The organism is Bradyrhizobium sp. 604_D8_N2_3, assembly GCF_051810765.1.
Lineage (GTDB): Bacteria > Pseudomonadota > Alphaproteobacteria > Rhizobiales > Xanthobacteraceae > Bradyrhizobium > Bradyrhizobium barranii.
Genome location: NZ_JBPWPM010000001.1, coordinates 8,011,742 through 8,025,643, shown reverse-complemented (window position 1 = coordinate 8,025,643; position 13,902 = coordinate 8,011,742). Strand labels below are relative to the sequence as shown.

14 protein-coding genes are annotated in these 13,902 nt (G+C 65.6%); 13 read left to right on the top strand and 1 reads right to left on the bottom strand.

From position 1 onward, the window contains the following. Genes AB7245_RS38540 through AB7245_RS38505 form a run of 8 tightly spaced genes read left to right on the top strand, consistent with a single transcriptional unit; the run spans position 1 to position 7,783 of the window. The gene (locus AB7245_RS38540) at positions 1-825 is read left to right on the top strand and encodes an ABC transporter substrate-binding protein (RefSeq protein ID WP_085401800.1); all 825 of its coding nucleotides are present in this window, start codon (positions 1-3) and stop codon (positions 823-825) included. Further along, the gene (locus AB7245_RS38535; protein ID WP_014492344.1) at positions 822-1,679 is read left to right on the top strand and encodes an amino acid ABC transporter permease; all 858 of its coding nucleotides are present in this window, start codon (positions 822-824) and stop codon (positions 1,677-1,679) included. The genes AB7245_RS38540 and AB7245_RS38535 overlap by 4 nt, the downstream gene beginning before the upstream one ends. Then, positions 1,676-2,440, top strand: coding sequence for an amino acid ABC transporter ATP-binding protein (locus tag AB7245_RS38530; protein ID WP_085401801.1), 765 nt, complete (start codon positions 1,676-1,678; stop codon positions 2,438-2,440). The genes AB7245_RS38535 and AB7245_RS38530 overlap by 4 nt, the downstream gene beginning before the upstream one ends. 15 nt (positions 2,441-2,455) lie before the next feature. Beyond that, the gene (locus AB7245_RS38525) at positions 2,456-3,271 is read left to right on the top strand and encodes an ABC transporter substrate-binding protein (protein WP_439035552.1); all 816 of its coding nucleotides are present in this window, start codon (positions 2,456-2,458) and stop codon (positions 3,269-3,271) included. After that, a complete protein-coding gene (locus tag AB7245_RS38520) occupies positions 3,258-4,142 on the top strand; it encodes a polysaccharide deacetylase family protein (RefSeq protein ID WP_439035551.1) in 885 nt (294 codons plus the stop codon). The genes AB7245_RS38525 and AB7245_RS38520 overlap by 14 nt, the downstream gene beginning before the upstream one ends. Before the next feature lie 8 nt (positions 4,143-4,150). Further along, positions 4,151-4,807 (top strand): aspartate/glutamate racemase family protein, encoded by a 657-nt coding sequence (locus AB7245_RS38515; protein ID WP_085401803.1) that lies wholly within the window; start codon positions 4,151-4,153, stop codon positions 4,805-4,807. A gap of 22 nt (positions 4,808-4,829) precedes the next feature. Continuing rightward, positions 4,830-6,413 (top strand): ABC transporter substrate-binding protein, encoded by a 1,584-nt coding sequence (locus AB7245_RS38510; RefSeq protein WP_085401804.1) that lies wholly within the window; start codon positions 4,830-4,832, stop codon positions 6,411-6,413. Next, positions 6,410-7,783, top strand: coding sequence for an amidohydrolase family protein (locus AB7245_RS38505; protein ID WP_085401805.1), 1,374 nt, complete (start codon positions 6,410-6,412; stop codon positions 7,781-7,783). The genes AB7245_RS38510 and AB7245_RS38505 overlap by 4 nt, the downstream gene beginning before the upstream one ends. On the opposite strand, the gene AB7245_RS38500 is transcribed toward AB7245_RS38505, so the two are convergent. Further along, positions 7,773-8,690, bottom strand: coding sequence for a LysR substrate-binding domain-containing protein (locus tag AB7245_RS38500; protein ID WP_085401844.1), 918 nt, complete (start codon positions 8,688-8,690; stop codon positions 7,773-7,775). The genes AB7245_RS38505 and AB7245_RS38500 overlap by 11 nt on opposite strands. 273 nt (positions 8,691-8,963) lie before the next feature. Between AB7245_RS38500 and AB7245_RS38495 the strand changes: the two genes are divergently transcribed. From AB7245_RS38495 to AB7245_RS38475, 5 genes are read left to right on the top strand one after another with little or no spacing between them, the layout of a single operon-like run. Beyond that, complete coding sequence (locus AB7245_RS38495) at positions 8,964-9,998, top strand: ABC transporter substrate-binding protein (protein WP_085401806.1); 1,035 nt, start codon at positions 8,964-8,966, stop codon at positions 9,996-9,998. A 23-nt stretch (positions 9,999-10,021) separates the two neighbouring features. Further along, a complete protein-coding gene (locus tag AB7245_RS38490; protein ID WP_085401807.1) occupies positions 10,022-11,062 on the top strand; it encodes an ABC transporter ATP-binding protein in 1,041 nt (346 codons plus the stop codon). Beyond that, the gene (locus AB7245_RS38485; protein WP_085401808.1) at positions 11,059-11,934 is read left to right on the top strand and encodes an ABC transporter permease; all 876 of its coding nucleotides are present in this window, start codon (positions 11,059-11,061) and stop codon (positions 11,932-11,934) included. The genes AB7245_RS38490 and AB7245_RS38485 overlap by 4 nt, the downstream gene beginning before the upstream one ends. Further along, complete coding sequence (locus tag AB7245_RS38480) at positions 11,931-12,737, top strand: ABC transporter permease (protein WP_085401809.1); 807 nt, start codon at positions 11,931-11,933, stop codon at positions 12,735-12,737. The genes AB7245_RS38485 and AB7245_RS38480 overlap by 4 nt, the downstream gene beginning before the upstream one ends. An 8-nt stretch (positions 12,738-12,745) precedes the next feature. Next, positions 12,746-13,882 carry an NAD(P)/FAD-dependent oxidoreductase gene (locus tag AB7245_RS38475; RefSeq protein WP_439035550.1) on the top strand — a complete coding sequence of 379 codons (1,137 nt, stop codon included), beginning with the start codon at positions 12,746-12,748 and terminating at the stop codon, positions 13,880-13,882. Positions 13,883-13,902: the final 20 nt, after the last annotated feature.

Genomic DNA, 13,902 nt, shown 5'->3' with positions numbered 1-13,902 from the left:
ATGATACGCCTCTCGCTCTCTCTCGGTCTCGCAGTACTGGCTACCGTAACGTCAGCGCAAGCGGCAGAGCTTCCGGCGGAGATCAAGCAGGCGGGCGTGGTAAAACTCACGGTCAACTCCACCTACGCGCCGATGGAATATCGCGATCCCGCCACCAACGAGCTCGTCGGGCTCGACATCGATCTGGCCAACGAACTTGCCAAGCGGCTTGGCGTCAAGATCGTCTGGAGCGAGACGCCGTTCGCCGAGCTGATCCCGTCGCTCCAGACCAGGCGCGCGGACTTCATCATCTCCGGCATCTCCGACCGCGCCTCGCGGCGCGAGACCGCCGATTTCGTCGACTACCTCGCGACCGGCCCGCAGTTCTTCGTGATGGCGGACAATGCGGCCAAGGACGCGACAGATCTCTGCGGCAAGAAGGTCGGCACCACCCGCAGCACCAGCTTCCCGGTCGAGATCGAGAAGTGGAGCAAGCAGAACTGCGAGCCGGCCGGCAAGCCGGCCATTCAGTACGTCCCCGGCGAAAACTCGATCGACGTCCGCAACCAGCTCAAGCAGGGCCGCATCGACGCCGCCGTGCAGGGCAGCGAGACGCTGCCTTACGCGCAGACGCAGGAGCCCGGCAAATATCGCGTCGTCGGCGAGCCCTTCGCCAAAGGCTATCAGGGCATCATGTTCCGCAAGGACGACGCGGCCTTGCGCGAAGTAGTCACGGAGAAGCTCACGGCAATGATCGCCGACGGCGCCTACAAGGCCGTCCTCGACAAATGGGGCCTGGGGGCCAACGCGGTGGCCCAGCCCATGCTGAATGCGGCGCCGCAATGAAGCCGGTGCCGGCACTCGCGGAGGGTTTCCCTGATCTGTCGGGGATGCGGATCGCGCGCGAGCCGCACTGGTTTCGCTGGCTCAGCGCGGCCCTGATCGTCCTCGTGCTGGCGGCGATCGTGCGCGCCTTCGCCGGCGGCCAGATCGAATGGTCCTATGTCAGTCGCTTCCTGACCGCAAAAGTCATTCTCGAAGGCATCGTCAACACGATGGTGATGGCGGTGCTGGCCATGGCGCTCGGCATTGTCCTCGGCGTTGTCGTCGCGGTCATGCGGCTGTCGCCCAATCCGGTGCTGAAGACGGTCGCGGCCGGCTACACCTGGCTGTTCCGTGGCACGCCGCTGATCCTGCAACTGCTGTTGTGGTTCAACCTCGCGCTGGTGTTTCCGACCATCGGCATTCCCGGCCTGTGGTCTGCGCGCGCGGTCGACGTCATGACGCCGTTCCTCGCCGCGCTGCTCGGGCTCGGCATCAACCAGGGCGCCTATACGTCCGAGGTGATGCGCGCCGGCATGCTGTCGGTCGACATCGGGCAATACGAGGCGGCGCAGGCGATCGGCATGGGCCGGCTGCGCGCGCTGCGCCGGATCATCCTGCCGCAGGCGATGCGCGTGGTGATCCCGCCGCTCGGCAACGAGTTCATCGGCATGGTGAAGGCGACCTCGCTCGCGAGCGTCATCCAGTATCCGGAACTGCTGCACAACGCCGAAAACATCTACTACGCCAATTCGCGCGTGATCGAGCTCCTGATCGTCGCCGGGCTCTGGTATCTGCTCGTGGTCTCGATCCTGACGCCGCTCCAGATGCTGCTCGAACGCCGTTTTGCCCGCGGCACATTGCGGCTGGCGCGATGACAAAACCCCTCGTCGCGATCCGCTCCGTCAGCAAGAGCTTTGGCGAATTCCAGGCTCTCAGAAGCGTCTCGCTCGACGTCTGGCCCGGCGAGGTGATGTGCCTGATCGGCGCCTCCGGCTCCGGCAAGACCACGCTGCTCCGCTGCATCAACCAGCTCGCCATGATCGATGCTGGCGGCATCTGGCTCGACGGCGAGCTGCTTGGCGTGCGCGAGCAAAGCGGGCGGCTCTATCGCCTCAGCGAGCGGGAGATCGGGCGGCAGCGGCTGAAGACCGGCATGGTGTTCCAGCGCTTCAACCTGTTTCCGCACAAGACCGCGCTAGAGAATATCACCGAAGGTCCACTTCAGGTGCAGGGGCGCAAGTCCGACGAGGTGCGCGCGGAGGCGCTCGAACTGCTCCGGCGCGTCGGATTGTCCGCCAAGGCGGACTGGTATCCCGCGCAGCTTTCCGGCGGCCAGCAGCAGCGCGTGGCGATCGCGCGCGCGCTCGCCATGAAGCCGATGCTGATGCTGTTCGACGAGCCGACCAGTGCGCTCGATCCGGAACTCGTCGGCGAGGTTCTCGCGGTCATGAAGGAGCTGGCGAAGAGCGGCATGACCATGATGGTGGTGACGCACGAGCTCGGCTTCGCGCGCGAGGTCGCCGACCGCGTCGTCTACATGGACCAGGGCGCGATCGTCGAGCAGGGGCGCGCCTCGGACGTATTGGGTGCGCCGCGCGAGGAGCGCACCAAGGCATTTCTTTCGGCTGTGATCTGAAATGGGGGCGTGTTGATGAAGAGACTTTGGGTTGCGGCGGCGCTTTTCGGCGCCATGACCGTTTCGGCCTTGTCCATCGAGCTGCCGGCGGAGATCGCCAAGCGCGGCAGTCTCAAGGTGGCGCTGGTCCCGAACTATCCGCCGATGGAATTCCGCGATCCCGCCACCAACGCGCTGTCCGGCTTCGACATCGATCTCGGCGAAGCCATCGGCCGCAAGCTCGGCGTCAAGATCGAATGGCAGGAGACGAGCTTTGCCGAGTTCATGCCGTCGATCTCGACCGGGCGCGTGGACGCCATTCTGTCCGGCTTCACGGACTACGCGAGCCGTCACGACATCGCGTCCTTCGTCGATTATCTCAGGAGCGGCCCGCAGTTCTTCGTGCAGCAGTCGCGCAAGGCGGAGTTCAAGGACGCGGCATCGCTCTGCGGCAAGAAGGTCGGCGCCAGCCGCCGCACCATGTTCCCGGCGCAGATCGCGGCGTGGAGCGAGAAGAATTGCGGCAGCAATCCGATCCAGTTCATCGGCACCGACGGCTCGGCCGACGCCCGCACCGAGCTCAGGCAGGGCCGCATCGATGCCGCCGCCCAAGGCAACGAGACGCTGCCCTACATCATGGACCTCGAGCCCGGCGCCTATGCGTCCGTGGGCGAGCCCATCGCGCAGCAATTCACCGGCATTGCCCTGCCGGTCAAGGAAAAGGCACTTCAGCAGGCCATTCTCGAAGCGGTCGATGGGTTGATCGCCGACGGCACCTACAAGACCCTGCTTGCCAAGTGGAAACTGAACGACAACGGATTAGAGAAGGCGACCATCAATGCTGGACAGTAAGGCACTCAAGAGCATCCCGCTCGTTCCGGCCAACACCGCCGATCCCGCGCCGGAATATCCCTGGCCGAAACCCTACACTTCGGCGATGTTCCTGTCGTTCGACGTGGACGCGGAGAGCGCGTGGACCAGCAAGGACGCGGTGCACGCGCAGCGGCTCATCACCATGAGCTATGGCGGCTATGAGGCGCGCGTCGGCACGCCAAAACTGCTGGAGCTGCTCGACCAGCTCGATCTCAAGGCGACCTTCTTCGTCACGGGATGGTCGGTCGACGCGCATCCGGCGATGGCCGAGTCGATCCTCAAGGCCGGCCACGAGATCGGCCATCACGGCTATCACCATCTGCTGCCCGATCCCGGCGATCCCTGGATCGAGGAGGAGCTGGAGCGCGGCTTTGAGGCGCTAAAGCGCCGGCTCGGCGTCAGGCCGACCGGCTACCGCGCGCCCTATGGCGAGTTCACCGAGGAGCTGCGCGCAGCACTCGTACGTCACGGCATCGTCTACACGTCCTCGTTCCGCGACGACGTGCGGCCCTATCGCCATCGTCTCGCCGACGGCAAGCCCGGCACGATCGAGCTGCCGGTCACAGCGAGCTATGACGACTGGATGCACGGCCTCTCCGCCCGCTTCAGCCCGCGCTCGATCTTCCCCAAGGAGCACGTGCTCTCGATCTGGAAGGACGAGCTCGACGAAACCAGGGACTGGGGCGCCATGGTCACGACCGTGCTGCATCCCCAGTGCAGCGGCCGCCCCAAGCGGCTGCGCCTGCTGCGCGAGTTCCTGACCTACGCAAAGTCGTGCCCGGACGTCTGGATCACGACCGGCGAGAAGATCGCGGAGAACTTCCTGCGCCACGAAGCCGGTAACCGCTGAGCAGTGCCATGACCCGTCGTCGCATCCTCGTCATCAACCCCAACTCCTCGGCGTCGGTGACGGCGGCGATCGACGAGGCGGTCGCGCCGCTGCGCATTGCCGGCGGGCCTGACATCGAGGTGGTTGGCCTCGCCGAGGGACCGCCAGGCATCAGCTCGCAGCGCGATGCCGATAGCGTGGTCATGCCGCTGGTCAACCGCGTCACGCGCGCTGATGCCGATGCCTTCGTGCTCGCCTGCTTCAGCGATCCCGGCCTGCATGCCGTGCGCGAGGCGGCAGGCCGCCGTCCGGTGCTGGGCATCGCCGAATGCGGCATCTTTCGCGCGCTGATGCTGGGCGAACGCTTCGGCATCATCGCGCTGTCGCCATCGAGCATCCGCCGCCAGCAACGCATGGCGCGGGTAATGGGCGTCGATGGCCGTTACGCCGGAAGCTGGTCGGTGGGTGCGAGTGCGGCGGAAACGGCAGGCGCCGATATCCGCGGCCGCTTGATCGAAGCCGGCCGCGCGCTGGTCACCCAATGCCGCGCCGACGTCGTGGTGATGGGGTGCGCCGGCATGGCCTCGCACCGCGCGGCGATTGTGGATGCGATCGGCGTGCCCGTGATCGAGCCGGCGCAGCAGGCTGTCGCCGCTGCAATCGGCGCGGTCTTGTTGAATACGTAAGATCCTTCAGGAGCCTTTTGTCATGCCGATCTCCCGCCGCTCGCTCCTCAAGGCTGCCGCAACAGTGCCCGCGCTTTCACTGCCGGGCATCGTACGCGCCGAAGCGCAGAGCACCTTGCGCTTCATTCCCGTCATCGACCTCGCCTTCGTCGACCCCATCTATTCGACCGCGCAGGTGTCGCGAAACCATGGTTTCATGGTCTACGACACGCTCTACGGCATGAGCTCCTCGCTCCAGGTCTCGCCGCAGATGTTGTCGGGCCACGCCATCTCCGCTGACTTGCTGCAGTGGGACCTCAGCTTGCGCGATGGCCTGTTCTGGCACGATGGCGAACGTGTGCTGGCGCGCGACTGCGTCGCCAGCATCCGCCGCTGGGCGGCGCGCGACGGCTTTGGCGGCGAGCTGCTGGAGGCGACCGCCGAGCTCTCGGCTGCCGACGACCGCACCATCCGCTTCCGCCTCAAGCGTCCGTTCCCGCTGCTGCCGCCGGCGCTCGGCAAGGCCGCGATCAATCCCTGCTTCATGATGCCGGAGCGGCTGGCGAGCCAGGACCCGTTCAAGCCGCTGACCGAAGTCATCGGCAGCGGCCCGTTCCGCTATCTCGCCGACGAGCGCGTGCAGGGCGCGCGCAACGCCTATGCCAAATTCGAGCGCTACCAGCCGCGCACCGACGGCAAGCCGGACTGGACCGCGGGACCGAAGATCGTGCACTACGATCGCGTGGTCTGGACCACAACGCCCGATGCCGGCACCGGCGTCGCCGCGCTCCAGACCGGCGAGCAGGACTGGCAGGAGACCACGCCGCACGATCTGCTGCCGATCATCAAGGCCGCCGGCGATATCGAGACGCGCATCCTTGACCCCAGAGGCTACGCCTGCATGCTGCGCCTCAATCATCTGCAGCCGCCGTTCGACAATCCTGCCGTGCGCCGCGCGCTGCTGGGTGCGATCGATCAATCCGCGTTCATGACGGCCGTGGCTGGCACCGATCCGGCCTTCCAGGTCTCGCCGATCGGCTATTTCGCGCCTGATACCCCGATGGCGAGCGACGTCGGCCTCGACGTGTTCCGCGGCCCGCGCGACTACGCCAAGGTCAAGGCCGAGCTGAAGGCCGCGGGCTACAATGGCGAGAAGATCGTGGTGCTGGTCCCCACCAATTCGCTGGCGCAGAAGCCACTCGGCGAGATCGCGGTCGACAGCTTGCGCAAGGCCGGCATGAACGTCGAATATGCCGGGCTCGATTTCGCCGTCGTCCTGCAGCGCCAGTTGAAGAAAGACCCGATCGGGCAGGGCGGCTGGAGCGCCGCGGTCGGCAACTGGCAGGGCATCGACTGGCTCAATCCGGCCGGCAACACCAACATCCGCGGCGAAGGCAAGGTCGCCGGCTGGTACGCGAGCGAGAAGATGGGGCCCTTGCGCAGCCAGTGGCTGGCGGCCTCCGAGCTCGCCGAGCAGCAGCGCATCTGCCGCGAGATCCAGGCGGTCGCGTTCGACGAAATCCCCTATATTCCGATCGGCCTGTACAAGCAGCCGACCGCCTATCGCAAAGCCATCACCGGCATTCTCGACGGCACCGCCGTCTTCTGGAACGTACGCCCCGCATGAGCACCACAGCAATTTTCGGCAGCTATGTGCTGTCACGCAAGGACGGCGCGCAGGACGTGTTGCGCGACCATTGGGTCTTGGTCGAAGGCAAGAAGATCGCGGCAATCACGCGCGACAGGCCGAGCGCGGATCAGGTCTATGATCGTCCCGGCCGCTTCGTGCTGCCTGGTCTTTTGAACCTGCACAATCATTGCTTCTCCGAGGCGGTGGCGCGCAGCCACACCGAGGACGGCAACGGACGCCGTAACAACCAGAGCATCGTCTATACGGTGCTCTTGCCGCTGACCAAGCGCGGCGCCGATCTGTTGTCGGCGGAAGAGCGCATGGCCGTCGCACGGCTGGGCATCCTTCAACTTCTGAAGGGCGGCGCCACCACCGTGATGGAGCCGTTCCGCAACTCGATCCCCGAGATGTTTGATGCGGCCGAGGAGATGGGCATCCGCTTCTACGGCGCGCCCTATCTGTTCTCGACATCAGATGCCAAGGCGGGTCCTGACGGCGTGGTCCGCTATTCCGGCGACGATGGCACCGCCGACATGGCAACCTGGGACGCGCTCTATCAGCGCTGGAACAATCGCGGCGACGGCCGCATCAGTCTTGCGATGAGCCCGCACGCCACGGACACCTGCGGTCCCGATCTGCTGAAAGCCTGCGCCGCACGGGCGCGCGAGCTTGGCGTGCCCATCACGACGCACATGGCGCAGAGCCGCGCCGAGGTCGAGACCATCGGCAAGCGCTATGGTGGCCGCACGCCGGCGCAATATCTGGACTGGCTAGGCCTGCTCGCGCCCGACCTCATGGCCGCGCACTGCATGTTCAGCACCGACGACGATCTCAAGCTGATGGCCGCCTGCGGCATGACCGTGCTGAATTGCCCGCGCGTATTCGCGCGCGCCGGCGTCACCGCGGCGTTCAGCCGGTTCGCGGAGCACGGCGTCCGCACCGTGGTCGGCACCGACGGCTACAACATGGACCTGCTTGGCGAACTCAATGCGGCGTCGCTGATCTCCAAGGTCACGTCGCAGCGCGCCGATGTCGCCAATTCGCCGGAGCTGATCGAGGCCAACACGGCCGTGGCCGCCGACGTCATCAAGCGGCCTGATCTCGGCCGGATCGAGCCGGGCGCGACGGCCGATCTCACCGTCGTCGATCTCACCCATCCGCATCTTCAGCCGCTGTTCGATCCGCGCCGCGCGCTGATCGCGCTTGCCAACCGCGCCAACATCGATCAGGTCATGGTCGACGGCCGCATGCTAGTCGATGAGGGATGCTATCTCGGCGCCGACGAAGCGGCGATCACGGCGGCTGGTACCGCTGCGATCTGCAAGATCTGGGACCTGCCGGAGGCGCAGGCCGCGTTCAACGGCTGAGTGTTGCGTCGTCCTCGAATTCAACCAGCGCCTTGCGCATGGTCTCGACCAGATCGAGCGCCACGGGCGAGGGGCTGCGCTGCGCCGGAAAGACCGCGGAGAATTCGAAGTCGATGCGCGGCAGGAAGCGGCGCACGACGATGCCGCGGGTGGAGAATTCCTGCGCGGTGAAGGGATCGCAGATTGCGACGCCGAGCCCTGATGACACCATGCCGCACATGATCTCCGACAGCGTGGTCTCGACCCTGAGCACGCGGCGGACGTCGTGGCGATGGAAGACCTGGTCGACGAGGTGCCGGCTCGACGATCCCGCCGACAGCGAGATGAATGTCTCGCCCCCGAAATCGCGCGGCTCCAGCACCTCCTTCTCCGCGAGGCGGTGACCGGTCGGCAGCACCGCGACGCGCGCCAACGCGGGCAGCCGCTGGCTCGGCAGGCCGGAATGGGCGATCGGCACCTCGGCAAAGCCGATGTCGCATTGATTGTTGAGCACCCAATCGACCACGATCGGTGAGATCACGCCGAAGAAGGCGAGGTTGAGGTTGGGCCGCTCCTTCAGGAAATGTCCGGCGAGCCGCGGCAGATAGCCGTTCGACAGCGCCGGCAGAGCTGCGATCCGCAGCGACCCGGTGCGACGGCCGCGGATTTCTTCCGCCGCCGCCGTGATGCGTTCGAGCCCGACGAAGGAGCGCTCCACTTCGGTATAGAGCGCCATCGCCGCGGCGGTCGGCACGAGGCCAGTCCCGCGCCGCTCGAACAGCTCCATTTTCAGCAGCGCCTGGAGGTCGCGCAGCAGCCGGCTTACGGCCGGCTGCGTCACGGTCATCAGCGCCGCCGCCTCAGTCACGCTGCCGGTCAGCATCGTCGCGCGGAAGGCCTCCACCTGCCGCGAATTGATCCGCGCCATCTCCAATTCCATCCATAACATTTAGGCATGCAGAGGGTGCCATTATTCATTGGACGATGGAAGCCAGGGTTTGCGATCTTTTTCATCAGGACTGGAGACAGCCCGCTTTTTCGGCAGATTGGAGGGGTTCAAACCTCCGAATCGCGCCAAAACCTCGCGAACAGGGGCCGGAGCCCTGTCCGGAGAGGGTTGGCGCGGAAGGAAATGCGGAAGGCGCCTCAGTCAGAGATTTTTCGGCACGTCACCTCATCCCGGTATTGGAGATCGGTCCATATGAAGACTCTCAGCCTTCTGACCGCGGTCAGCATCGCAGCGCTCATCGCCGTCCCGTCGGCCGCCTCGGCCCAGCAGAAAACGCTCTACGTCGCCGGCTACGGCGGCTCGTTCGAGAAGACCATCCGCGACGAGGTGATCCCGGCCTTCGAGAAGGAGAACGGCGTCAAGGTCGAATACGTCGCCGGCAACTCCACGGACACGCTGGCCAAGCTCCAGGCGCAGAAGGGCAATCAGCAGATCGACGTCGCCATCGTCGACGACGGCCCGATGTACCAGGCGATTCAGCTCGGCTTCTGCGGCAAGCTCGACGGTCTGCCGGCCGATCTCTATGACACCGCCCGCTTCAAGGACGATCGCGCCGTTGCGATCGGCATCGTCGCGACCGGCCTGATGTACAACACCAAGGTGTTCGCCGAGAAAGGCTGGGCGCCGCCGACCTCCTGGAACGATCTGAAGGACACGAAATACGCCAAACAGCTCGTGATCCCGCCGATCAACAACACCTACGGCCTCGAAGCGCTGGTGATGCTGTCGAAGATGAACGGCGGCGGCGAGACCAACGTCGATTCCGGCTTCAAGATCTTCAAGGAGCAGATCAATCCGAACGTGCTCGCCTATGAGCCGTCGCCGGGCAAGATGACCGAGCTGTTCCAATCCGGCCAGGCCGTGATCGCGGTGTGGGGCACCGGCCGCGTGCAGAGTTTTGCCAACACCGGCTTCCCCGTCGACTTCGTCTATCCCAAGGAAGGCGCGGCGACGCTGCTGACGACGGCGTGTCCGATCACCAAGCCGAATGCCTCGCCGCTGGCCTCCAGCTTCATCAAGATGCTGCTCGACCCAAAGATCCAGCTCGTGCTGCTGAAGGACTACGGCTACGGCCCGGTGCTGAAATCACTGGTGGTACCGCTGGAGCTCGGCAAGATGGCGCCGATCGGCGAGCGCGCGGCAAAGCTCTATAATCCGGACTGGACTGTGATCAACGAGAAGCGCGAGGAGTGGACCAAGCGCTGGAATCGCGAGGTCGAGCGTTGATCTGATCGTTGCGGAGACAGCGCATGGCCTATCTCGAGCTCGATCGGGTCGCAAAGCAGTTCGGCGCGCAGACTGTGGTCGATGACTTCAGTCTGTCGGTGGGGAAGGGGGAGTTCATCTCCTTCCTCGGCCCGTCCGGCTGCGGCAAGACCACGACCTTGCAGATGATCGCGGGTTTCCTCGATCCCACACGCGGCGCGATCCGCCTGGAGGGCAAGGACCTCACCGCGATCCATCCCGCGAAGCGCGGGCTCGGCATCGTGTTCCAGAGCTACGCGCTGTTTCCGCACATGACGGCGGCGGAGAACGTCGCGTTCGGCCTCGAGATGCGCAACGTGCCGCGCGCCGAAAGAGCCGAGCGCGTCCGCGCCGCGCTCGCGATGGTCGGGCTTGCCGGCTACGAGGACCGCCATCCGCGCCGCATGTCCGGCGGTCAGCAGCAGCGCGTGGCCCTGGCGCGCGCGCTGGTGATCAAGCCGAGCGTGCTCTTGCTCGACGAGCCGCTGTCCAATCTCGACGCCAAGCTGCGCGAGGAGATGCAGATCGAGCTGCGCCAGATCCAGCGCACCATCGGCACCACGACGATCCTGGTCACCCACGACCAGAACGAGGCGATGTCGCTGTCCGACCGCATCGTGGTGATGAGCCAGGGCCGCATCGAGCAGATCGGCTCGCCGCAGGAGACCTATGAGAAGCCGGCCTCGGCCTTCGTCTCGCAGTTCCTCGGCAAGACCAACGATTTTGCGGCGACGATTGATCGGGCCGCGACGCCGGTGCGGGTGGTGGCTGGCTCCTGGAACGCGCCGGCGCCGGCCGGGCTCAGTGGCCCCGTCACTGTCAGCATTCGCCCTGAACGGATCGGCTTTGGCGATACGGGGCTCGGCGCAAAGATCGTCACGCGTATCTTCCAGGGCAATCACTGGCTGTTCCAGTGCGACAGCGAATGCGGGCCCGCGATCGTGATCCGCCAGAATGACGGGACGGCGCCGCCGGCAGAGGGCGAGGCGGTTCGCCTCGTCTGGCGGCCCGAGGACATGAGCGTGCGCGCGAGGGGTGTCGCATGAGCACGGCCGCCGAGGAGCGCAGCGCACGCGCGCCATGGGCACTGACGGCGCCGGCTTTGATGCTGTTCGTCGGCGTGCTGTTGATCCCGCTGGCGATGACGGTGATGCTGTCGTTCCACGACTGGGGTCAGTACAAGGGCATCGAGCCCGTCTTCATCCTGAAGAACTGGCATGAGATCGCGACCGATCCCTATTACGCCGAAATGTTCTGGCGAACGTTTCGCATCGCGATCCTGACAACGCTGCTCACCGCCGTGCTTGGTGCGCCGGAAGCCTACATCCTCAACCGCATGAGCGGGCGCTGGAAGAGTCTTTTTCTGCTCGTCATCCTCGGGCCGCTCTTGATCTCCGTGGTGGCGCGGACGCTCGGCTGGGCGCTGCTGTTCGGCGGCAACAACGGGCTCGTCAACAAGCTGCTGATGTCGCTCGGAGTGATCCGCTCGCCCATTCCCTTCATGTTCACCGAGACAGGGATGGTGGTTGCGCTCGCCCATGTGATGATGCCGTTCATGGTGCTGTCGGTGTGGGCCGCGCTCCAGCGGCTCAACCCGCAGATCGAGAACGCCGCGATGTCGCTCGGCGCGGGACCCGTGACCATCATCCGCCGCATCATCATGCCGCAGATCATGCCGGGCGTGCTGTCGGGGGCGATCATCGTGTTTTCGCTCTCGGCCAGCGCCTTCGCGACGCCGGCGATCATCGGCGGCCGCCGGCTCAAGGTCGCGGCGACGCTGGCCTATGACGAATTCCTCAACACGCTGAACTGGCCGCTCGGTGCAGCGGTCGCAACGCTGCTGCTGGTCGCGCTGGTGCTGATCGTCGTCGGCAGCAACGCGCTGATCGAGCGCCGCTACGCGGAGGTGTTCCGATGAGCCGGAACGGCCCGCTCGCGTTGATCTTCCACACCATCTTCGTCATCGTCATGGTCGCGCCGATCCTGGTGGTCTGCCTCGTTGCTTTCACGCCGGAAGGCTTTCTGTCGCTGCCGACCAACGGTTTTTCGCTGCGCTGGTTCAGGGCGATCGCCAACTATCCCGAATTCATCCATGCCTTCTGGGTCAGCCTGGGGCTCGGTGCGCTCTCATCCTTCGTGGCGCTGCTGTTCGCGGTGCCGGCGGCGCTCGCGATCGCGCGCTATCGCTTCCGCGGCCGCGATGCGCTCGCGGCGCTGTTCCTGTCGCCGCTGATGATCCCGCATGTCGTGCTCGGCATCGCCTTCCTGCGCTTCTTCACCTCGGCCGGCCTCGGCGGCAGCTTTGCCGCGCTGATCATCGCGCATGTCATCATCGTGTTTCCGTTCGCGCTGCGGCTGACCCTGGCAGCGGCGACCGGCATGGACCTCTCGGTCGAGATGGCGGCAGTCTCGCTCGGCGCCAACGGCTGGACTTTGTTTCGCCGCGTGACGTTGCCGCTGATCCTGCCCGGCGTCATCAGCGGCTGGGCGCTCGCCTTCATCCAGTCCTTCGACGATCTCACCATGACCGTCTTTCTTGCGGCACCCGGCACCGAGACGTTGCCGGTGCGCATGTTCCTTTATATCCAGGACAACATCGATCCGCTGGTGACGTCGGTCTCGGCCTGCGTGATCGCTGTTACCATGACCGCCCTCATTCTGCTCGACCGCTTCTACGGGCTCGACCGTGTGCTCGCCGGCAAGGGCGATACGGGACGATAGGAGAACCCATGTCCAGGGATTATGACGTCGCCGTCGTCGGCGGCGGATTGCTCGGCTCCGCGATTGCTTGGGGTCTAGGCCGGCTAGGCAAGAGCGTGGCCGTTCTCGACGAAGGCGATATCACCAAGCGCGCCTCGCGCGCGAACTTTGCGCTGGTCTGGGTTCAGAGCAAAGGGCTCGGCATGCCGGCCTATACTGTCTGGACCGTGCAGGCGTCGCAAGCGTGGGGCCGGCTCGCCTCCGAGCTGAAGCAGCAGACAGGCCTCGACGTCTCGCTTCAGCAGAATGGCGGCTTTCATCTCACGCTTGGCGATGACGAGTTCGGCCAGCGCACCGAGCTGGTCAAGCGCATGCACAACCAGACCGGCGCTGCCGACTACAAGATGGAGATGCTCTCCGCCTCCGAGGTGAAGAAGTCGTTGCCGCTGATCGGGCCGGAAGTGTCCGGCGGCAGCTATTGTCCGCTCGACGGCCACGTCAATTCGCTGCGGACCTTCCGCGCCTTCCACACCGGCTTCAAGGCATTCGGCATCGACTATTTTCCGGAGCGCCCGGTCTCGGCGATCAGCAAGAGCGGTGGCGAATTCCGCCTGACCACGCCGAAGGGCGAACTGCGCGCCGCCAAGATCGTGCTCGCGGCCGGCAATGCCAACCAGACGCTGGCACCGATGGTCGGCCTCCACGCGCCGATGGGCCCGACCCGCGGCCAGATCGTGGTGACCGAGCGCACCATGCCGTTCCTGCCGCACCCGCTGACCACGATCCGCCAGACCGACGAGGGCACCGTGATGATCGGCGACAGCAAGGAGGACGAGCTCGACGATCGCACCCTGAAGCATTCCGTCAGCGCCGTGATGGCCGATCGCGCGCAAAGGATGTTTCCGCATCTGGCGCGGCTCAACGTGGTCAGGAGCTGGGCCGGCATCCGCGTCATGCCGCAGGACGGCTTTCCGATCTACGACCAGTCGGAGACGCATCCCGGCGCCTTCGTGGCCTGTTGCCATTCCGGCGTGACGCTCGCCTCCAACCACGCTTTCGAGATCGCGCGCATGGTCGCAGCTGGCGCGCTCGAGCCGGAGCTGGTCGGCGCGTTCTCGGCCAGCCGTTTCGGCGCCGCCGGTGCTGCGAACAACAGCGGCTATTAGAGATATCTCAAGGAGCCAAG

Bases quoted from the DNA above. Each gene is read 5' to 3' on its own strand.
- AB7245_RS38505 (WP_085401805.1), top strand. From the start codon at position 6,410: ATGAGCACCACAGCAATTTTCGGCAGCTATGTGCTGTCACGCAAGGAC.
- AB7245_RS38500 (WP_085401844.1), bottom strand. From the start codon at position 8,690: ATGGCGCGGATCAATTCGCGGCAGGTGGAGGCCTTCCGCGCGACGATG.
- AB7245_RS38515 (WP_085401803.1), top strand. From the start codon at position 4,151: ATGACCCGTCGTCGCATCCTCGTCATCAACCCCAACTCCTCGGCGTCG.
- AB7245_RS38485 (WP_085401808.1), top strand. From the start codon at position 11,059: ATGAGCACGGCCGCCGAGGAGCGCAGCGCACGCGCGCCATGGGCACTG.
- AB7245_RS38540 (WP_085401800.1), top strand. From the start codon at position 1: ATGATACGCCTCTCGCTCTCTCTCGGTCTCGCAGTACTGGCTACCGTA.
- AB7245_RS38475 (WP_439035550.1), top strand. From the start codon at position 12,746: ATGTCCAGGGATTATGACGTCGCCGTCGTCGGCGGCGGATTGCTCGGC.
- AB7245_RS38490 (WP_085401807.1), top strand. From the start codon at position 10,022: ATGGCCTATCTCGAGCTCGATCGGGTCGCAAAGCAGTTCGGCGCGCAG.
- AB7245_RS38535 (WP_014492344.1), top strand. From the start codon at position 822: ATGAAGCCGGTGCCGGCACTCGCGGAGGGTTTCCCTGATCTGTCGGGG.
- AB7245_RS38510 (WP_085401804.1), top strand. From the start codon at position 4,830: ATGCCGATCTCCCGCCGCTCGCTCCTCAAGGCTGCCGCAACAGTGCCC.
- AB7245_RS38480 (WP_085401809.1), top strand. From the start codon at position 11,931: ATGAGCCGGAACGGCCCGCTCGCGTTGATCTTCCACACCATCTTCGTC.
- AB7245_RS38495 (WP_085401806.1), top strand. From the start codon at position 8,964: ATGAAGACTCTCAGCCTTCTGACCGCGGTCAGCATCGCAGCGCTCATC.
- AB7245_RS38520 (WP_439035551.1), top strand. From the start codon at position 3,258: ATGCTGGACAGTAAGGCACTCAAGAGCATCCCGCTCGTTCCGGCCAAC.
- AB7245_RS38530 (WP_085401801.1), top strand. From the start codon at position 1,676: ATGACAAAACCCCTCGTCGCGATCCGCTCCGTCAGCAAGAGCTTTGGC.
- AB7245_RS38525 (WP_439035552.1), top strand. From the start codon at position 2,456: ATGAAGAGACTTTGGGTTGCGGCGGCGCTTTTCGGCGCCATGACCGTT.